This is a genomic window from Mesonia algae (assembly GCF_003253545.1).
GTDB lineage: Bacteria > Bacteroidota > Bacteroidia > Flavobacteriales > Flavobacteriaceae > Mesonia > Mesonia algae.
The window spans coordinates 395,216-414,509 of record NZ_QKYV01000001.1; the positions used below are offsets into that span (position 1 = coordinate 395,216).

Genomic DNA, 19,294 nt, shown 5'->3' on the forward strand with positions numbered 1-19,294 from the left:
CTACAATGAAAGAGTTTTGTGTTTTAAATACTACCAGATTAAATTTAAGAGCTTTGTCTATTAAAGACTGGGAAGAAATAGCATATTTAAGGAGTGATATGACTGTGAATAAATATGTTTCTAGACCATCTGCAAGAAATCAAAAAGAAGCTCTAGCATTTATTTATAAAATTCAAAAAGGGATTCGAAAAAAGGAGTTACTGTATTGGAGTATTTCGTTAAAAGAAAACCCAAAAATGATTGGAAGTATCTGCCTATGGCATTTTTCGGAAGATAAAACGACTGCAGAAGTGGGTTATGATTTAGCTACGAACCAACAAGGCAAAGGAATTATGAATGAAGCTTTGAAAGCTGTAATAAATTATGCATTACAAGATCTCCAATTAATTAAAATTGAAGCCTTTACTCATTACGAAAACAGCAAATCATTGTCTTTATTAGAGCGCAATTCATTTGTATTAAATCCTAATAGGAAAGATAAAGGAAACGAAAATAATATTATTTTAGAGTTAAACTGCTAATGTGAATTATTACAAGAGTCTTGTATAACAATTGTCTTATTTATCTTTTTATACCTCACTAACTTTTCCTTGTAAAGAGTATCATTTTTGTAACCTAAATGAATTTTTTCTTTAATAATTCCGTTAGGGATATTTTTTTTCTGTAGCCATTCTTCATAAGCCGTAGCTAAATAAAGTATAGGAGTATGAAATTCCGTAGAATCCTGAATAATATACTGTAATTCACCTATCTTCTTTCTCCGCTTTTTTCTTTCTCCCTTAAGATATTTAAATTTATAGAAACTATAATATTCCCCATTAATTAGAGTGTCTTTTAAATTTTCAAAATCATAATCTTTTACTCTTTTTTTGTAGGGATTTCTATATTTACCCACATTATTGCAGGGAATATTAATATATTCTGCCAAGTGTAAACTATCTTTAAATACAGAAGTTCTCGAAGAGTTTCCGTTTTGATCTATAAATAAGATTTTATATTCTAAACTGTCTTTATTTGTTAGTCTAACAAAATAACTATTGTCTTTAGAGTTGGTCAAGAAAAAGAATGTTTCATCATCACAAGCTTTTTTACAATACCTTTTATATTCAATCGCGTAATCAAATGTATAGTGCTTCTGTGCAAAGATTGTACAAGAAAACAGTAAAAAGAAGCTTGTGATAATTTTCATCTAATCAATTTCTGAAACTCTTAAAGTATTTACCATTCCTTTATTACCAATAGGCATGGCTGCAAGGTTAATAACAAAATCGTTCTTTTTTACGAATTTCTTGTCCTTAGCGATCTGATTAACATCTTCTACAGTTTCATCTGTACTCACAAATTTATCATAGTAAAAAGCTTTAACACCCCATAATAAACTTAATTGTGTAAGGATTCTCTTATTAGAAGTAAATGCTAAAATATTAGCCGAAGGCCTCCAAGCTGAAATTTGAAACGCTGTATAACCACTATTGGTTAGGGTACAAATTACTTTGGCATCTATCTCATTTGCCATGGTCGCTGCATGATAACAAACCGATTTAGTAATGTAACGTTTAGTACGAATATGTGGCGGATTGTGAGGAACTTGTATTAAATCTGAATGTTCTACACTTCTAATAATCTGCGCCATTTTTTCAATAACCTGTACTGGAAATTTCCCTACAGATGTCTCTCCACTTAGCATCACAGCGTCGGCACCATCCATTACAGAGTTGGCTACATCGTTTACTTCTGCTCTTGTAGGGGTAAGACTCGTAATCATCGTTTCCATCATTTGGGTAGCAATAATTACTGGGATTCTTGCTTTTTTAGCTTTTAAGACTAATTCTTTTTGAATCAATGGAACTTCATGAGCAGGAACCTCTACTCCTAAATCTCCACGAGCTACCATCAAACCATCACAATGTGCTACAATTTTATCAATATTCTTAACCCCTTCAGGTTTTTCTATTTTAGCAACGATTGGTATTTTATGATCGCTATGTTCATCTATAATTTTTTGTAGCACTTGTAGGTCTTCAGCATTTCTAACAAATGATAAAGCTATCCAGTCTACTTGTTGTTTTATAGCAAACTTAGCATCTTCAATATCTTTTTCGGTCAGCGCCGGAAGAGAAATGTCGGTATTTGGTAAGTTGACTCCTTTTCGAGAACGTAAAGGTCCGCCTTGAATTACCTTTGCTTCTACTTCATTCTTTTGATTTGTACTTACCACTTCAAAAATTAACTTTCCGTCATCTAAAAGAATTCTCTCTTTAGGTTTTACATCTTGAGGAAAGCTATTATAGTTCATGTAAACACGCTCTTTAGTTCCCTTAAATTCTTCACCAGTAGCAAAAACAATGATCTCTCCTTTGTTTACCACCACCTCTTCTTTCATTATCCCTACACGAAGTTTTGGTCCTTGTAAATCGGCTAAAATCCCTGCATTGAAACCATATTTTTCATTGAGCTCTCGTATCATCTTAATACGTTCAACGACATCTTCATAATTGGCGTGAGAAAAATTGATTCTAAAGATATTAACGCCTTTTTCAAGCATTGACTTAAGAATCTGTTTAGAAGCAGTTGCTGGTCCTAAAGTGGCTACTATTTTTGTTTTCTTTATTTTATTCATCAACTAAAAGTTAAATTTTCTACAGACTTTAAAGTATCAAAATCTACTTTATAAGCAGTAATTATTGGGGTAATTTTATGCAATTCAGAGATTATTTTCTTAGAATCAATATGAGATCCTTCATTTTGAATTTTTAAGAAAAAATCTACGTTTTTATATTCTGGTATTAAATTAGTAGAATACGTCGCATCATCTTTAAACAATGACCCTTCGCTATATAAATTGGATGCTTTTATTTTATGTTTATTCTCTACCAAGTAATAATTACATTGTTGGTAGTCGTCACAATATTTAAAAAGTTCATAAAACGCCGTTCCTTCTTTATAGGTAAAATCTACATCCATATCTTCCCGGTGTAATCTAAAGTTCAAGGTTTTATTTAGCAAAAAAGATAAGTGATATGCTTCTAAAGAACAATGTATGGCAATAAGATCAAAATCTTCTTCTATAAAGGTATTGAGCATTAATTTATTAGCCATAATCATTTTCTTAAAATAATAAAGGTAAAGATAAGATTTGCCTTACACAATTTAAGTTGAGGGCACGTTAAAAAATAATGAAGAATAATTCTTATTCTCGGGTATCAATTTTGCTTTGATTGGCAAAATATGCTCGTTTAGATGCTTTTTCTTCAGCTTTTTTCTTTGAGGTGGCTCTCGCCTTAGCCACAATTTTATCGTCTAAACGAAGTTTAACTGCAAAATGTTTTTGCTCATCTTTGCCTGTGTCCTCATAAATATCATAATGAAATTTTATTTTATTTTTTTGACACCACTCAATCAGTAAACTTTTGTAACTGATAACTCTCCCTTCTAATTGATCTATATCAACATAAGGTTCAATTACTTTCTTATATATAAATTTTTCACAGTATTTATAACCTTTGTCAAGATAAATAGCGCCTAGCAGCGCTTCAAATAAATTTCCATGAATATTAGCTCCAAAATGACTCGTAGGGATATTCGTTTCTATATATTTAATGAGGTTAAGATCTTTTCCTAATTCATTAAGGTGTTTTCTACTTACAACCTTAGATCTCATTTTAGTTAAATAACCTTCATCCCCTTGCGGAACTTCATTAAACAAATGTGCTGCAATTACAGCGCTAAGCATAGCATCTCCTAAAAACTCTAACCTTTCATAACTTATAGGGTTACCGTCTTTATCTTTCTTATTGAGCGATCTGTGGGTAAATGCTATTTGATAATGCGCTATAGATTTAGGCTTGAAGCCAATAATTTTTTGAACTTCAGAAAAAAAATTCCCGCTCTTTTCAGAACGGGAACCTAATATATTTCGAATAACATTCATAAAATGAAATTATTATTCGTTTAACTTTTTAAATAGTACGCAAGCATTGTGACCTCCAAAACCAAAAGTATTACTCATAGCAACATTCACTTCTCTTTCTTGCGCTTTATTAAGCGTAAGATTGAGTGAAGAATCAATATTTTCATCTGCCGTCTCATGATTTATAGTTGGTGGCACTATACTATGTTTCATTGCTAAAATAGAGGCAATTGCTTCTATAGCTCCAGCAGCACCTAGTAAGTGACCAGTCATAGACTTGGTAGAGTTAATATTAATGTTCTTAGCGTGTTCTCCAAAAACTTTTGTAATTGCTTTTAATTCGGCTACATCACCTAGTGGCGTTGAAGTACCGTGTGTATTAATTGTATCTACATCTTCTGGTTTTAAACCAGCATTTTGTAAACAATTTTCCATCACAGCTACAACTCCTATTCCTTCTGGGTGTGGTGCTGTCATATGATAAGCATCAGAAGACATTCCGCCTCCTACAACTTCTGCATAAATTTTTGCTCCACGTGCTTTTGCATGCTCGTATTCTTCTAAAACTAAAGCTCCTGCTCCTTCTCCTAATACAAAACCATCTCTGGTTGAATCAAAAGGTCTTGAAGCTTTTTGTGGATCTTCATTTCTAGTGGAAAGTGCGTGCATCGCATTAAAACCACCCATACCTGCTTGTGTTACTGCTGCTTCACTACCTCCTGTTACCATTACATCACTATACCCTAAACGGATATAATTCAAGGCATCAATCATTGCGTTTGCTGATGATGCACAAGCTGAAACAGTCGTGTAGTTTGGCCCCATAAACCCATGTTTAATAGAGATATTACCAGGAGCAATATCGGCTATCATCTTAGGAATAAAAAATGGGTTAAAACGCGGAGTACCATCACCATTGGCAAAGTTTTTAACCTCTTCTTGAAAGGTTTCTAAGCCACCAATACCAGCTCCCCAAATAACACCAACACGGTATTTATTGATGGTATCTAAATCTATAGCAGAATCTTTAATAGCTTCGTCTGATGCTACAATAGCATACTGAGCAAATCTATCTAATCTTCTCTTCTCTTTACGATCAAAATACGCATCAAAATCGAAGTTTTTTATTTCACAAGCGAACTTAGTTTTAAATTTTTCAGTATCAAAATAAGTAATTGGGGCACCCCCACTCTTACCATTAACCAATCCGTCCCAATATTCTTCAATATTGTTACCAATTGGGGTCAATGCACCTAAACCTGTAACTACTACTCGCTTTAACTCCATACTATAGGTTTGTTATTTTTTTGCTTCCTCGATGTAAGAAATAGCTTGACCAACAGTAGCTATATTTTCTGCCTGGTCGTCTGGAATTTGAATGTCGAATTCTTTTTCGAACTCCATAATTAATTCTACGGTATCTAATGAATCCGCACCTAAATCGTTAGTAAAGCTAGCTTCGTTTACTACTTCGTTTTCGTCAACTCCTAATTTATCAACGATAATTGCTTTTACTCTTGATGCAATGTCTGACATAATCTTATATTTTTAATTTTGATTAAGTGGCAAAAATAAAAAACTTTATTTTAAAACAAGTTTTAATACCAAAAATGTGGTGTCAATTTACGTATTTTTACATTAATAGCTATTTTTACCTTTTAATATTTTGCAAAATTTATGGTTTCAGAATCAAATAACAGTCCCTCTATCAAGAAAATTGTCATCTTCGCCTCTGGGCAAGGATCTAACGCTAAGCGAATTATCGAATATTTCTCTAACACGAACCAAATTGAGGTTACCCATGTGTTTTCAAATAATATAAAAGCACCAGTTTTAAGAACTGCTCACGATTTAGAAGTTAATGCGCTTCATTTTGATAGATCTGCCTTTTATGACACGCATGAAGTGCTAAATTTATTAAAAGATATTGAGCCAGACCTAATCGTACTGGCTGGATTTTTATGGATGATGCCTAAAAATATCATCAAAAACTTTCCTAATAAAATAATCAATCTACATCCTGCTCTTTTACCTAAATATGGAGGAAAAGGAATGTATGGTGCTAATGTACATAAGGCTGTTCTAGATAATAAAGAAGCAGAAACGGGCATTAGTTTTCATTATGTAAATGAAAAATACGATGAAGGAAAAATGATAGCTCAAGAAATAATTCCGGTAAACGAAAATGAAACGGTAGCTACTTTACAAAAGAGAATTCACGAATTAGAGCACAAACATTTTGTCAAAGTAATCGAAGACCTTCTTATTAATGAGTAAGAAAAAGAAATTTTACGTCGTCTGGAAAGGAAACAAAACTGGTATTTTTGAATCTTGGGAAGATTGTAAAGCTGCCATTAAAAGTTTCAAAGGGGCTCAATACAAGTCTTTCCCTACTTTTGCAGAGGCAAAAAAAGCATTTAATGGCGCTTACGCGGATTTTATCACTTCCAAGAAAAATAAAAACAAACCTTCTCCGCTTCAGCAAAAAAAAGTAGCAGAAGAAGTCAATTTTCATTCTATTGCTGTAGATGCTGCCTCTAGCGGAAATCCTGGTAAAGTAGAATACCGCGGTGTAGATACTCAAACCAAAAAACAGCTCTTTCACCAAGGACCTTTTGCTCAAGGCACTAACAATATTGGTGAATTTCTAGCTTTAGTACACGGCTTGGCTCTATTAAATAATCAAAAAAGCGATAAAGTTATTTACTCTGATTCTAAAATAGCGATGAGTTGGGTGCGCAAAAAAAATTGCAATACCAAATTACCTCGAAGTAAAAAGAATGCCGATATTTTCGCTTTAGTAGATCGTGCCGAAGCTTGGCTAAATACCAATCGAGTAGCTACTAAAGTGCTCAAGTGGAATACTAAAGAATGGGGTGAAATTCCTGCAGATTTTGGAAGAAAGTAAGCTTAAGTAAAAAATCGTCAACACTCGGTTGACGATTTTTTTTATATTATTTAAAATTTCAGTGTAAATTGACAAAAATGATAACTATCATAAAGTAAATACAAGCAGAATAGATTATTCTTTGAATAGAGCCATTTTGTTTGTACATCTCATAATTCAGCCATAGATTCATAGCTAAAAATGGAATTAATATTATAAGAACTATCAGGCTTATCAATTTCATATTAATTAAAAATAGCACTAACATCGCAACTACGGATTGCAAGAAAAATAAGCTTTTTCCAAATTTTATTTTCGCCAATATTTCCTTATTACTCTCGTATTCCTTATAAAAATAAAATAAAGATGCTAAAAAAATTATAATCAAAAAATTAGTATTTCCCTGCATGATCCACTCAATCTTATTATATATTAAAACTTAAAAAAATTAATAACCACTCATATTAGGATTGTCACAACAGGTATGTCTATCAATTGCTAGCCCTGTAGCTAAAACCGCATCACCACCTGCCTTTGCACAACAAGCTGACATATATGTCACTTTTCATAATGATATTGCTGACCAATACGCTACAGCAGTATCACAATTATAATGAATTCCACTCATATCATCATTAAATTGATCATCACATTGATTAAATATTGCTTTACCGCCATCGCAAGGTAAGTTAGATCTTACTATTAACACATTATAAACGGCACTCTGAATAAATTTGAAAAAAGGATAAGCTTTATACTGTCTTTAACATTTTTTAAAAACAATTTGAAATTCCTGCAGATTTTGGAAGAAAATAAACTACTTATTTTTTCTTCTTCTTATAATTTCTTCCGTACCACATTAAAAATCCGGTAACGGGTAAACTTGCAGTCAACAGACTTATAATAAAGGCCAAGATTTTTCCTGCTATACCTCCAATGGCACCTATGTGAATATCATAATTCATTCGCAGTACTTTATCAGATAGTTTAGCGTCTTTATATTTCCCGTAAATTCCTGGAGTTTCAATTTCTTCTAAGGTATGCTGATCAAAAAAACGATAATCATTATTATAATAAAGGCCTTCGCTATTTGCTAATTCTACATATATACTTTCATCTTCGTCATGAGGGTAATGTAATTCATAAGAAACCGCGTTGGGCGACTCTTTCATTAATTTTACAATTAACCGATCAATAGGTTTTTCTTGTGTTACTAGTTTTAGAGGAGCACTATTATTATCAGGAATGATAAAACTAGCTTCTTTTTCTCCTCCTATAGATTTATATACCACATATTTTAACCAATTGTAAGAAATAACAGAACCCGTAAAAGCTAACACAAAAGCTAATGAACATATATAAAATCCTGTAATAGCATGTAAATCATAATTTTTACGTTTCCACTTGGTGTTTTTTTTCCACTTAAATTTGAGTCGCTGATCTAAGTTTTTACGCTTTTTTGGAAACCATACTACAATCCCCGAAATGATAATCAATAGGAATATTAATACTGAAGCCGACACTAATTGTTCTCCAATTTCTTTAGGAAGCCACATACGAATATGCCCTTTTAGAATAAACGCAAAGAAACCACTCATATGATCTTTCACTTCTATTACTTCACCAGAATAGGGATTCAAAAAAACACTTTGGTAAAATTCTGGTTCGGCATCATAAAAAATCACCTCTACAGGCTGAGCTCCATGTTCAAATAAAACTCCGTGTATACTTTGATTGGGAAATACCTCTTTAGCAAATGTTTTAGCTTGAGTAGGAGTAAGTATAGGTTGGTCTTGAAGGCTTACCTGCACAGAATCATCTAACAAGCTTTCTATTTCTTCTTTAAACGCCCAACAACAACCTGTTATGGCAACCACAAAAACTACAATCCCAGTGACTAACCCAAGGTATTTGTGCAATTGAAAAAAAATCTTTTTTGTAGAAGCCATAACGGATGGTGGAGTTTAAAATTTGTAAGCTACTTTAGCTAATAGAGTTCTTGGAGTTTGTGGACTAATAGTGGTCCAACCTTTATAATACTCTTTATTAAAAGCATTATTTAATTTTAAGCTAAGACTGTACTTTTTAGCTTGATAATAAATACTTGCATTAGCAATAGTATATGAGGGTAAAATAAACTCTCCAGTAGAAACATAGTTAATAGCAAATCTTTCACTTGCACCATTAATACCTGCACCAAAACCTAAACCTTTAAACTTCCCATTTGTAAGCTCATAATTTGCCCACGCATGGTAAAGACTTTCTGGTCCTGCTTCTAATGGTCTCTTATTTAGGATTTCCAAATTGTCAGATTTTGTGGTTTCACTATCATTATAGCTATAACCCGCTCTTATATTTAGTCCTTTTATAGGATTAGCATTTAACTCTATCTCAACTCCTCTACTTTCAACCTCACCACCTTGAATTTTATTAAAAAGAGAGTTAGGGTCTGTTATAACTCTATCTTTAACCTTAATATCATAATAACTAATGGTGGCATTTAATCGGTTGGTAAATAAGTTTGTTTTTACCCCAAACTCCATTTGGTTTGCTTGTTCTGGATCAAATGTTTTTAAAGTTTGAGCTCCTTGATCTGGATCACCTACTAATTTTGGAGCAACATTCGTAAACCCGTTTTGATAGTTTGCAAAGACAGAAAGTTGCTCTTCTATAGGCTGATAAACCAATCCGACTTTTGGTGATAAAGTGGTTTGATCATAATTATCATCTTCTACCAAAATATCTCCATCATTATTAAAATGATCTAAACGAACTCCTACCATCGCAGATAATTGCTTGGTAATATTCACAACATCTGAAACATAGAAACTATAAGTTTCATATTTAGATGTAGCGTTGTTTATAGGTTGGTTTTCTAAAACACTATCTACACCAGAAGTAGATAAAGGAGAAAAAACATCTTCTACTACATCTAGAGTTAATGGATTATCTCCATTTGATAGTCCTTCTGGAGTTACATTTCCGTAAAAAGCGAATTTCGAACTATTATCAGTTTCTTTTGCCGTAAAGTAATCTAAACCAATTACCATTCGGTTTCTTAAAGATCCTAATTTAAAATCCCCAATAAAATTTTGCTGAATATCTGTAGTTTGTGTGTTAGAATTTTGTTTACTCAAGAATCTAGAAAAAGTATCATCTCCTAAGGTTCCGTAATCAATTAAATAAGTATAATATCCTTTTGTAGAAGTATTACTTCTAGACAATAAGGTTTGAGATTTCCATGAGTCGCTTAACTTATAATCAGTCTCAAAACGGTAATTTTGATTAGGATTTTCTAAGGTCAAATCATTACTTGTAAATGAAAGTTTATTGTTGTAGTTAAGCTCATTTAAATCCTGAGATTCTGTAGGGGCGCTTCTATTTAAGAATAGAAACATAGGATTAGTTTGTTCGGCTTGAGTGATTTCAGCATAAAAAGAGAACGATAATTTATTATTCACTTTATATGACAAAGAAGGAGCTACAAAAAAAGATTTACTAAAACCTGCATCCTGAAAGCTTTGCTGTGAAGTATAAGCTGTATTAACTCTAAAATAAATGTTATCCTTTTCGCTTAAAGCGGAATTCACATCGGCCACGACTTGATTAAAGCCATAAGAGCCGGCAGTATAAGAAATTTGTCCTCCAGTTCCAACATATGGTTTTTTTGTCACCACATTAATTAAACCTCCATAAGAGCTCACTGCATTACCAAACAAGGTAGCCGAGGGTCCTTTTAAAACCTCTATTCGCTCAATATTCGCTGGATTAATTGTTCCATTAGTTAAACCTGGCAAACCATTGACCAATTGCGGCTGAACAGAAAACCCTCTTAAAGAAAAGTAACCTGCTCCATCCCCTCCTCTACCTGTAGAAGTCCACAACTGCTCTACCCCAGTTGCATTTTTTAATGCATCATCAAAATTAGTTACTACTTGCGATTCTAATAATTCATTTGTTACCGTACTATATACCTGTGTGTTTTCTAAATCTTTTAAAGGCAGTTTAGCGACATAAGCCGTTTGTTTTCTAGAAAATTTATTCCTTCTTTCACTTTTAATAATTACTTCATTCAAAATCTCATTTCCTTCATACAAAACTATGCTCCCCAAATTTTGATTGCTTCCGTTAAACACTTCTACATTTAATTCTTTAGTTTTATAACCTAAATAAGTTACGGTTACTTTATAATTCCCCACAGGAACTCGTTCCAACAAAAATGTACCATCTTCCCGAGTTTGAGCACCTATATTTTGAGAATTAATCACCACGTTAACTCCCGCTAATGCTTGCTGTTGGTTATTGGCTATTTTACCTGAAATTGTAGAGGTTTGCGCTACAACACCAACCGAAAATAATAAAGCTAAAAGAAAACAAAAATTTCTCATTCTATACTTAGACTAAATTTAAATAATTTTGGCTGCAAAAGTAATAGGGTTTATTCTCTCCTGCAAGCTATTCTTAATAAATCTAAATAAGCTAATTTATTTGAAATTTTAATTAGCAGTTTAAAGCATACTTATCAACTTATTTTTAATGGTCTCATTAGAAATCCCGGCTAAATCTTTTAGCTCTTCTGTAGTACCTTGATGGATAAATTTATCTGGAATACCTAAACTTTCAACTTTACCTGCAAAATTTTCTTCCAGTGCTATTCGGGAAATCTCTTCCCCTATTCCTCCTTTTATACTTCCGTCCTCAACTGTTAAGATGTGCTGGTGTTGTCTTAATGTTTTTTTTATCAAATCTAGATCTAGCGGCTTTATAAATATTAGATCTGTTAATGTAAAATTTGAAGGGTCTTGAGTTTTCTGTATGGCTTTTTTAGCATCTGCAACACAAGAACCAACAGCAATTACTGCAATTTTGTTTCCGCTAAGGAGAGTTTTAGATTTCCCTAACTCCAATTTTTTAAATTCTTTTCGCCAATCTTTATCTTGACTTCTTCCTCTTGGGTAACGTATCGCAATAGGGTTTTCAATTCCTAAAGAAACAGTATAAAGAAGGTTTCTCAAATCTGAGGCATTTGATGGACTGGCAATAATAATATTAGGAATACAACGCAGATAAGCAATATCAAATACTCCGTGATGGGTAGCTCCGTCTTCCCCTACTAGTCCCGCCCTATCTATACAAAAAATGACTGGTAAATTTTGTAAGGCTACATCGTGAATCACTTGATCATATGCTCTTTGTAAAAAAGTAGAATAAATAGCACAATAAACAATCATTCCTTGTGTTGCCATTCCCGCCGAAAGTGTAACCGCATGTTGTTCTGCGATACCTACATCTAATGCTCTTTCAGGAAATTTTTGCATCATATATTTTAATGAGCTTCCTGTAGGCATGGCTGGAGTAATCCCTATGATCTTTTCATTTTTTTCGGCTAATTCTAACAATGTAAGACCGAATACATCTTGATATTTTGGCGGAAGGTTTTTATCTAAAGTATCGATCAACTCTCCCGTTCTTTTATCAAATTTCCCAGGAGCGTGATATTTTACTTGGTCTTCTTCTGCCTTTTGTAAACCTTTTCCTTTCTTAGTAATGACATGTAAAAATTTAGGCCCTTCTACTTTTTCCATTTCCGCGAAAGCGCCAAGCAATTCTTCAAAATTATGCCCATCAATAGGGCCAGAATAATGAAAATTTAAAGCTTCAATCATATTTGCTTGCAACGGACGTTTGTCTACAGTTGCTTTCAATAAATACTCTTTTAAAGCTCCAACACTAGGATCTATTCCTATAGCATTATCATTTAAAATCACCCAAAGGTTGGCACTTGTAACTCCTGCGTGGTTAAGACCTTCAAACGCCATTCCACTAGCAATAGAAGCATCCCCTATAACTGCAATATGTTTTTTTTTGTGCTCGCCCTTTAATTGAGAAGCCAACGCCATTCCTAAAGCCGCAGAGATAGATGTAGAACTATGCCCAACTCCAAATGTATCATATTCACTTTCCGACCGCTTTGGAAATCCGCTAAGGCCGTTTAATCTCCTATTGGTTTCAAAATTATCTCTTCTTCCTGTTAGAATTTTATGTCCGTAGGCTTGGTGACCCACATCCCAAATTAATTGGTCATATGGAGTATTAAAGTAATAATGTAATGCAATTGTGAGTTCTGTTACGCCCAAACTTGCACCAAGATGCCCTTCTTTGGTCGAAACTATATCTATAATAAATTCTCTAAGCTCTCTGGCTAAAAAACTCAACTGCTTTTTATTAAGCTTCCTTAAATCTTTGGGAGAATTGATCTGTTTTAAAAAGGCACTTTCCATATCTTGCAAAGGTAAAACTTGTCACGAAATAATTACTTATGCTTACTCCTTTTGATGATACCTATTTTATGAAAAAAGCTTTACAAGAAGCCGAAACTGCTTTTAACAGAGGAGAAATACCTGTAGGATGTATTATCGTTAGCCAGAATACTATAATTGCCAAAGGACATAACTTAACAGAAATGCTTCAGGATGTCACCGCACACGCTGAGATGCAAACCATTACTGCAGCTGCAAACTACCTTGGCGGAAAATACTTAAAAGACTGTACGATGTATGTAACTTTAGAGCCTTGCCAAATGTGTGCAGGCGCTTTATATTGGAGTCAAATATCTAAAGTAGTAGTTGCTGCAGAAGATACTGAGCGTGGTTATCGCGCTCAAGGCGGAAAAATTCACCCTAAAACAAAAATTTCGTTTGGATTATTAGCTGAAGAATCTTCTAGATTACTTCAGAGCTTTTTTAAAAGCAAAAGGAGATAAGCACTTCATTTTAATAATATAAATAAAAAAGCCTTACATTTCTGTAAGGCTTTTCTTTTTGCTCCTCTTCTTGGGCTCGAACCAAGGACCCTCTGATTAACAGTCAGATGCTCTAACCAACTGAGCTAAAGAGGAGTTTATGTCTTTGCCTCACAATAACTGCTTAGCGGATGCAAATATAAAACCTTTTTTAGTTTGCGCAAACATTTTTTTAATTTTTTTTTAATCAAATAACCATCGGTAGACATCATTACCATTGGCAAAAAGCACTAAAGCTATGAGAATGAAGAATCCAACCATTTGAGCATACTCCATAAATTTATCGTTTGGCTTTCTTCCAGTAATAATTTCATACAGTAAAAACATGACGTGACCACCATCTAAAGCAGGAATAGGCAAAATATTCATAAATGCCAAAATCATAGATATAAGCGCCGTTGTTCCCCAAAAAGCTCTCCAATCCCAAGCATCTGGGAAAAGATTCCCTATCGCTCCAAAACCACCCACTTGAGTAGCTCCTTTCTTAGTAAATACGTATTTAAATTGGGCCGCATAATCATGTAGGGTCCAATACCCATAGTCAAAGCCTTTAGCTATACTTTCTCCCACACTGTATTCTCTTGTTTGAATATTTACAGGTTTCGCTTTAGGAAACACTCCAAATTCTTTATCATCATTTAAAGTAAATGGGATTTCTTTCTTATTCCCATCACGTAAGACGGTTAAAGTTCCACTTAATGACTCTAAATTAGTTTTCTGTTCTTGAAAATCTTGCCATTTTGAAAGAGGCTCATTATTAAAAGCAATCACTTCATCTCCCTTTCTTAAATCTATTTTTTTAGCTATAGAATTATCAACTACAGAATCTATTGTTGTAGACGCCATTCTATTAAATGGTTTCATATGACCAGATTGAAACAACTGCGTCCCTATATCTTCAGGAATATTAATTAATTGTTGAGAACCATCTTGATGCAAAACTTTTACCGTTTCCACATCCCTAACCATAAAATGTTGGTTAATGGCAATTTGATTTTCAAATTCTTCTCCATTAACTTCTAAAATTCGATCTCCATCTTTAAATCCAAACTCTTCTAAAGGTTGTGCAACTGCAAACCCGTCTGGAATATCATCTTTAGTTACAAAATCACTTCCCCAAACAAATAGAACCATCATATAGATAAGAAACCCTAAAAGAACATTTACCGTCACACCTCCTAACATAATAATAAGACGTTGCCAAGCTGGCTTGCTTCTAAATTCCCAAGGTTGTGGTGGTTTTGCCATTTGCTCTTTGTCCATACTCTCATCGATCATTCCGGCTATTTTCACGTATCCGCCAAGAGGCAACCAACCTATTCCGTACTCGGTGCCTCCTATTTTCTTCTTGAAAAGTGCAAACTTTACATCAAAAAATAAGAAGAATTTTTCTACCCTTGTTTTAAATAGTTTAGCTGGAATAAAATGTCCTAATTCATGAAGAACAATTAAAAATGATAAACTTAAAAGTAATTGTATGGCTTTTATAGCAAATGGACTCATAGTCGTTTTTCTTAATTCTTTATAATAATTTAACCTTTAGAGACTTCTCTCGAATAATTAAAGTGGTTTTTTAATCGCAATCTCCTTTATGTAAATGGAAGCTCTTGATTTCTAAAATCGCACAAAAGTAATCTTTTCTTTCCGCTTAGAAAAACACTCCTTTATTTTCCTTTGTGTTAATTCATTCATAACACAAAATCATTAGCTTATCTCGCTTTTTTAATCGGTATGGTTTGAACTTTTTTTTCCGCGAAAGCGTAAATAAATAACAATTTTTAGATTTCCTTAGCGGAATAAATTTGCCTACATATTTCATCCTCTCGGTCAAAGAGCTTATTTTTGTAACTCCTAAAATAATTACCTGCAATGCTCAAATTCTTTGCCAAGTATAAGTATTTTGCTGTTGTTCTCTTTATCCTATCAGCAATTATCATCACAATCATCTACCAGTTATTAAAACCGGCGCCTAATTTACCAATTTATCAACCGAGTATGGTGAATACCGAATTGGTAGATTCTACCATGCAATACATTAGAAAATACCACAAAGTAGCCGATTTTAAGTTGATTAACCAAAATGGTGACACTGTTACACAAGAGAATTACAAAGATAAAATATATGTAGCTGATTTCTTTTTTACCACTTGTCAAACTATTTGCCCGATTATGACAGACCATATGAAGAAAATCCAAGAAGAGTTTAAGGATGATGATGAAGTTTTACTTCTCTCTCATACGGTCACTCCAAAAATTGATAGTGTTGAACAGCTTAGAAAATACGCAGATAAGAAAGGCGTAATTGACAGTAAATGGAATCTAGTTACTGGCGATAAAAAGCAAATTTACGAATTGGCAAGAAAATCTTATTTTGTAGTCAAAAACCAAGGAAACGGAGGTCCGTATGACATGATTCATACCGAAAATTTCGCACTTATAGATAACCAACGCCGTATTAGAAAATTTTATGATGGCACCAATCCCGATGCCATTGAGGAGTTAATTGAAGACATCGCCACCTTAAAAAAGATACAAAATTCAGAAGAATGAGGTTTTAACGATTAAGGCTTTACTATGAAGTTTTTTTCTGTTACTTTTGCGTTGTTTAAATTCAATCTAAATAAACTTTGAAATTAACTATAGCCGACTTAAAGCGCGGACAGCGCGGAATCATTAAAGAATTTACTGATGATACCATCCCTCTTAAACTTTTAGAAATGGGATGCTTACCCGGTAATGACGTTGAGTTAGTGCAAATTGCACCTTTTAAAGATCCTTTGTACCTCAATATTAATGGAAGTCATTTAGCAATAAGAAAGGAAACCGCCTTAAAAGTAGAAATAGAACTGGTAGAATAGTATGGCAAAGCAAATAAATGTCGCTCTTATAGGAAACCCAAATACTGGTAAAACCTCTGTATTTAATCACCTAACAGGTCTCAACCAACAGGTAGGAAACTATCCTGGAATAACGGTTGAAAAAAAAGAAGGTATTTGTAAACTTCCGCGTGGTTTAAAAGCTCACATTATAGATTTACCAGGCACCTATAGCCTTAACGCTTCCTCTCTTGATGAAAATCTAGTTATAGAGTTATTGCTTAACAAAAACGACAAAGATTACCCAGATGTAGCGGTCGTTGTAAGCGATGTAGAAAATTTAAAAAGAAACTTACTCTTATATACCCAAATTAAAGATTTAGGTATTCCCACGATATTAGTCATTAATATGGCAGATCGCATGGAGCTCAAGGGAATAAGTATAGATATAGATTTACTAGAAGAACGCTTAAAAACCAAAATTGCCCTCGTTAGTTCTCGTAAAAATACAGGGATTGAAGAATTAAAAGAACTCATCATTAATTATGGTAGAATCCCTACCGAACCATGTTTAAATGCCTCTTCTATAGATCCTGAATATTTTGATCGTTTAAGAAAAGCATTTCCTAACCAGTCTTTATACAAACTTTGGTTAGTTATTACTCAAGATGTAAATTTTGGAAACCTCAACCGAAAGGAAATTAATCTTACTCAAGATTTTCTACCTAAAAAGAAAAGCGAACTTAAACGACTTCAGCAAAAAGAAACCATTGCAAGATATCAATTTATTAATGGTGTTTTAAAAGAAACCCACACCGTAGATATTAATGCTGCCAAAGATTTACGTGCAAAATTAGATCGTATACTTACTCACAAAGTTTGGGGGTACGTTATATTCTTTTCTATCATGCTACTCATCTTTCAAGCGATTTATGATTGGTCTAGCTACCCAATGGATTTTATAGATATGGCTTTCGCCGAATTAAGCGAATGGTCTAAAAATGTATTGCCTGCAGGTGTTTTCACTAATCTAATTTCTGAAGGAATTATTCCTGGCCTTGGCGGAATCGTTATTTTCATTCCACAAATTGCCTTTCTATTTCTATTTATTTCGCTCCTTGAAGAAAGTGGCTATATGAGCCGTGTAGTATTCTTAATGGATAAAATTATGAAACGTTTTGGCCTTAGCGGAAAAAGTGTAGTTCCTTTAGTGTCGGGAACAGCCTGCGCCATTCCTGCAGTTATGGCCACTAGAAATATAGAAAATTGGAAGGAGCGCTTAATTACTATTTTAGTAGTACCCTTTACCACTTGTTCTGCTAGATTACCCGTTTACCTTATTATTATTGCCTTAGTTATTCCCGATGAGCGTTTTCTTGGGATTTTTAATTATCAAGGATTAACACTTATGCTCCTTTACCTTCTTGGTTTTGGTATGTCTGTATTCTCTGCTTGGGTGCTCAATAAAATTATGGACATCAAAGGGAAAAGCTATTTTGTCATTGAAATGCCCGACTATAAGCTTCCTATGTTCAAAAACGTAGCTATAAACGTTGTAGAAAAAACAAAGTCTTTTGTATTTGGCGCCGGTAAAATAATTCTAGCCATTTCAATTGTTTTGTGGGTTTTGGCTAGTTATGGTCCTGGAGACGATTTTAATAATGCTGAAGCCGTTGTCACTCAAGAGTATGGAAATAGTTTATCTGAAGAAGAATTTAATAAACATGTTTCTTCCGTAAAGTTAGAAAACTCATATATAGGTATTATGGGTAAAGCTATAGAACCAGCTGTAGCTCCCTTAGGTTACGACTGGAAAATTGGTATAGCTATTGTAAGTTCTTTTGCTGCGAGAGAAGTTTTTGTAGGAACGCTAGCAACCATATATAGTGTAGGAAGTGATGATGAAAAAACTATAAAAAATAGAATGGCAGCAGAGGTAAATCCTATATTAGGAGGCCCATTGTTTAATTTTGCCAGCGGTATTAGCTTACTTCTTTTTTATGCTTTTGCTATGCAATGTATGAGTACTCTGGCTATCGTAAAAAGAGAAACAAATTCTTGGAAATGGCCTGCTTTGCAATTATTTATTATGTCGGGAATAGCTTATGTCGCTGCTTTAGCCGCATTCCAAATTTTAAAATAGAAAAATTATGTTACAGGAAATTTTAGTTTTACTTACATTTTTAGTGGCTCTTTTTTATTTGTTTACCAAACTTATATGGACACCACCATTTATGCAAAAGAATGCAGCCAAGAGCAAGGGTTGCGGCTCTTCTGGTTCAGATTGTGGATGCCATTAATTATTAGTTCTTAGTTTCTGCTATTTGAAGGTAATAATCTAGATTATTTTTGTTTTCTATAGTAGGATGTGGCTTTAACTGATATATATTAACCTTAATAGATGGCGCTAAAGTAAGTTGGAAAGGGTTTTCTGTACTTAAATCTTTAAGTATAACTTCCTTTTTTTCCATTTCCTCGCCATCTTTACATATCATTAACAGCACTTTTACTTGACCCGCCCAAATACATTCTGTTCCTGTAGGACAACGTGAATCTTCAGTAACTTCTAAAAAGTCGACACTATAGTTAGTATGTACAATAATAGACTTTCCTAAAGGTAATTTTTTTACTATCACAGGTGTAGCGGTTTTTTGTTGAGCCTGAATTACTAGACCGGTTAACAATAAAACAAGGGTAAGAATTGATTTTTTCATAGTTTAAATATATAAATCTGAGAATAGCAATATTGTTATAATTAGCTTGTCGAGATTCAAGAATTACTTCTTCTGCAACCATAAATATCGTGGCTTCAGCAGCAAAAGCTAACGCATAAGATAATATAGACTGAAAAGACATTACAGAAAATACTCTTAAAGGTT

18 protein-coding genes and 1 tRNA gene are annotated in these 19,294 nt (G+C 33.5%); 7 read left to right on the plus strand and 12 right to left on the minus strand.

The annotated features are described in order from the left end of the window. The first annotated feature begins 5 nt into the window (after positions 1–5). Positions 6–521, plus strand: coding sequence for a GNAT family N-acetyltransferase (locus LX95_RS01790; protein WP_111539704.1), 516 nt, complete (start codon positions 6–8; stop codon positions 519–521). Here LX95_RS01790 and LX95_RS01795 read toward each other — a convergent pair. The 6 genes from LX95_RS01795 to LX95_RS01820 all read right to left on the minus strand — a co-directional run bounded on the left by LX95_RS01795 (position 518) and on the right by LX95_RS01820 (position 5,446). Next, positions 518–1,189, minus strand: coding sequence for a hypothetical protein (locus LX95_RS01795; RefSeq protein ID WP_111539705.1), 672 nt, complete (start codon positions 1,187–1,189; stop codon positions 518–520). The genes LX95_RS01790 and LX95_RS01795 overlap by 4 nt on opposite strands. Continuing rightward, on the minus strand, positions 1,190–2,620 hold the full coding sequence (gene pyk / locus LX95_RS01800; protein WP_111539706.1) for a pyruvate kinase: 1,431 nt from the start codon (positions 2,618–2,620) through the stop codon (positions 1,190–1,192). It lies immediately after the preceding gene. Next, entirely contained in the window at positions 2,620–3,099 is a 480-nt protein-coding gene (locus LX95_RS01805) for an IPExxxVDY family protein (RefSeq protein ID WP_170116565.1), read from the minus strand. Before LX95_RS01805 ends, pyk begins: the two co-directional genes overlap by 1 nt. Before the next feature lie 91 nt (positions 3,100–3,190). Beyond that, complete coding sequence (gene rnc / locus LX95_RS01810) at positions 3,191–3,931, minus strand: ribonuclease III (RefSeq protein WP_111539708.1); 741 nt, start codon at positions 3,929–3,931, stop codon at positions 3,191–3,193. Positions 3,932–3,943: 12 nt separating this feature from the next. Continuing rightward, complete coding sequence (gene fabF / locus LX95_RS01815; RefSeq protein WP_111539709.1) at positions 3,944–5,197, minus strand: beta-ketoacyl-ACP synthase II; 1,254 nt, start codon at positions 5,195–5,197, stop codon at positions 3,944–3,946. Between the two features lie 12 nt (positions 5,198–5,209). Continuing rightward, entirely contained in the window at positions 5,210–5,446 is a 237-nt protein-coding gene (locus LX95_RS01820; RefSeq protein ID WP_093141106.1) for an acyl carrier protein, read from the minus strand. Positions 5,447–5,587: 141 nt separating this feature from the next. On the opposite strand from LX95_RS01820, the gene purN reads away from it, so the two are divergent. After that, a complete protein-coding gene (purN, locus tag LX95_RS01825) occupies positions 5,588–6,187 on the plus strand; it encodes a phosphoribosylglycinamide formyltransferase (RefSeq protein WP_245924707.1) in 600 nt (199 codons plus the stop codon). After that, positions 6,180–6,818, plus strand: coding sequence for a ribonuclease H1 domain-containing protein (locus LX95_RS01830; protein ID WP_111539710.1), 639 nt, complete (start codon positions 6,180–6,182; stop codon positions 6,816–6,818). Before purN ends, LX95_RS01830 begins: the two co-directional genes overlap by 8 nt. Positions 6,819–7,618: 800 nt before the next feature. Here the strand turns inward: LX95_RS01830 and LX95_RS01840 are convergent. The 3 genes from LX95_RS01840 to LX95_RS01850 all read right to left on the minus strand — a co-directional run bounded on the left by LX95_RS01840 (position 7,619) and on the right by LX95_RS01850 (position 13,078). Beyond that, positions 7,619–8,746 (minus strand): PepSY-associated TM helix domain-containing protein, encoded by a 1,128-nt coding sequence (locus LX95_RS01840; protein WP_111539712.1) that lies wholly within the window; start codon positions 8,744–8,746, stop codon positions 7,619–7,621. 15 nt (positions 8,747–8,761) lie between these two features. Then, complete coding sequence (locus tag LX95_RS01845; protein WP_111539713.1) at positions 8,762–11,185, minus strand: TonB-dependent receptor; 2,424 nt, start codon at positions 11,183–11,185, stop codon at positions 8,762–8,764. A gap of 120 nt (positions 11,186–11,305) precedes the next feature. Next, the gene (locus tag LX95_RS01850) at positions 11,306–13,078 is read right to left on the minus strand and encodes a 1-deoxy-D-xylulose-5-phosphate synthase (RefSeq protein ID WP_111539714.1); all 1,773 of its coding nucleotides are present in this window, start codon (positions 13,076–13,078) and stop codon (positions 11,306–11,308) included. A 38-nt stretch (positions 13,079–13,116) separates the two neighbouring features. On the opposite strand from LX95_RS01850, the gene LX95_RS01855 reads away from it, so the two are divergent. Then, entirely contained in the window at positions 13,117–13,560 is a 444-nt protein-coding gene (locus LX95_RS01855) for a nucleoside deaminase (protein WP_111539715.1), read from the plus strand. Between the two features lie 61 nt (positions 13,561–13,621). Here LX95_RS01855 and LX95_RS01860 read toward each other — a convergent pair. Both LX95_RS01860 and rseP read right to left on the minus strand, forming a co-directional pair. Continuing rightward, positions 13,622–13,695: transfer RNA gene (locus tag LX95_RS01860), tRNA-Asn, on the minus strand. Between the two features lie 87 nt (positions 13,696–13,782). Further along, complete coding sequence (gene rseP / locus LX95_RS01865) at positions 13,783–15,102, minus strand: RIP metalloprotease RseP (RefSeq protein WP_111539716.1); 1,320 nt, start codon at positions 15,100–15,102, stop codon at positions 13,783–13,785. Positions 15,103–15,468: 366 nt separating this feature from the next. Between rseP and LX95_RS01870 the strand changes: the two genes are divergently transcribed. The 3 genes from LX95_RS01870 to feoB all read left to right on the plus strand — a co-directional run bounded on the left by LX95_RS01870 (position 15,469) and on the right by feoB (position 18,558). Then, positions 15,469–16,149 (plus strand): SCO family protein, encoded by a 681-nt coding sequence (locus tag LX95_RS01870; RefSeq protein WP_111539717.1) that lies wholly within the window; start codon positions 15,469–15,471, stop codon positions 16,147–16,149. A gap of 77 nt (positions 16,150–16,226) precedes the next feature. Next, positions 16,227–16,457, plus strand: a complete 231-nt coding sequence (locus tag LX95_RS01875) for a FeoA family protein (RefSeq protein ID WP_111539718.1) — start codon at positions 16,227–16,229, stop codon at positions 16,455–16,457. A 1-nt stretch (position 16,458) separates the two neighbouring features. Further along, positions 16,459–18,558 carry a ferrous iron transport protein B gene (gene feoB, locus LX95_RS01880; protein WP_111539719.1) on the plus strand — a complete coding sequence of 700 codons (2,100 nt, stop codon included), beginning with the start codon at positions 16,459–16,461 and terminating at the stop codon, positions 18,556–18,558. A 160-nt stretch (positions 18,559–18,718) separates the two neighbouring features. On the opposite strand, the gene LX95_RS01885 is transcribed toward feoB, so the two are convergent. Next, entirely contained in the window at positions 18,719–19,129 is a 411-nt protein-coding gene (locus tag LX95_RS01885) for a hypothetical protein (RefSeq protein ID WP_111539720.1), read from the minus strand. Positions 19,130–19,294: the final 165 nt, after the last annotated feature.

What these genes read in the sequence shown, in the direction of transcription:
- LX95_RS01790 (WP_111539704.1), top strand. Translation starts at nt 6, where the DNA reads ATGAAAGAGTTTTGTGTTTTAAATACTACCAGATTAAATTTAAGAGCT.
- LX95_RS01795 (WP_111539705.1), bottom strand. Translation starts at nt 1,189, where the DNA reads ATGAAAATTATCACAAGCTTCTTTTTACTGTTTTCTTGTACAATCTTT.
- pyk (WP_111539706.1), bottom strand. Translation starts at nt 2,620, where the DNA reads ATGAATAAAATAAAGAAAACAAAAATAGTAGCCACTTTAGGACCAGCA.
- LX95_RS01805 (WP_170116565.1), bottom strand. Translation starts at nt 3,099, where the DNA reads ATGGCTAATAAATTAATGCTCAATACCTTTATAGAAGAAGATTTTGAT.
- rnc (WP_111539708.1), bottom strand. Translation starts at nt 3,931, where the DNA reads ATGAATGTTATTCGAAATATATTAGGTTCCCGTTCTGAAAAGAGCGGG.
- fabF (WP_111539709.1), bottom strand. Translation starts at nt 5,197, where the DNA reads ATGGAGTTAAAGCGAGTAGTAGTTACAGGTTTAGGTGCATTGACCCCA.
- LX95_RS01820 (WP_093141106.1), bottom strand. Translation starts at nt 5,446, where the DNA reads ATGTCAGACATTGCATCAAGAGTAAAAGCAATTATCGTTGATAAATTA.
- purN (WP_245924707.1), top strand. Translation starts at nt 5,588, where the DNA reads ATGGTTTCAGAATCAAATAACAGTCCCTCTATCAAGAAAATTGTCATC.
- LX95_RS01830 (WP_111539710.1), top strand. Translation starts at nt 6,180, where the DNA reads ATGAGTAAGAAAAAGAAATTTTACGTCGTCTGGAAAGGAAACAAAACT.
- LX95_RS01840 (WP_111539712.1), bottom strand. Translation starts at nt 8,746, where the DNA reads ATGGCTTCTACAAAAAAGATTTTTTTTCAATTGCACAAATACCTTGGG.
- LX95_RS01845 (WP_111539713.1), bottom strand. Translation starts at nt 11,185, where the DNA reads ATGAGAAATTTTTGTTTTCTTTTAGCTTTATTATTTTCGGTTGGTGTT.
- LX95_RS01850 (WP_111539714.1), bottom strand. Translation starts at nt 13,078, where the DNA reads ATGGAAAGTGCCTTTTTAAAACAGATCAATTCTCCCAAAGATTTAAGG.
- LX95_RS01855 (WP_111539715.1), top strand. Translation starts at nt 13,117, where the DNA reads ATGCTTACTCCTTTTGATGATACCTATTTTATGAAAAAAGCTTTACAA.
- rseP (WP_111539716.1), bottom strand. Translation starts at nt 15,102, where the DNA reads ATGAGTCCATTTGCTATAAAAGCCATACAATTACTTTTAAGTTTATCA.
- LX95_RS01870 (WP_111539717.1), top strand. Translation starts at nt 15,469, where the DNA reads ATGCTCAAATTCTTTGCCAAGTATAAGTATTTTGCTGTTGTTCTCTTT.
- feoB (WP_111539719.1), top strand. Translation starts at nt 16,459, where the DNA reads ATGGCAAAGCAAATAAATGTCGCTCTTATAGGAAACCCAAATACTGGT.
- LX95_RS01885 (WP_111539720.1), bottom strand. Translation starts at nt 19,129, where the DNA reads ATGAAAAAATCAATTCTTACCCTTGTTTTATTGTTAACCGGTCTAGTA.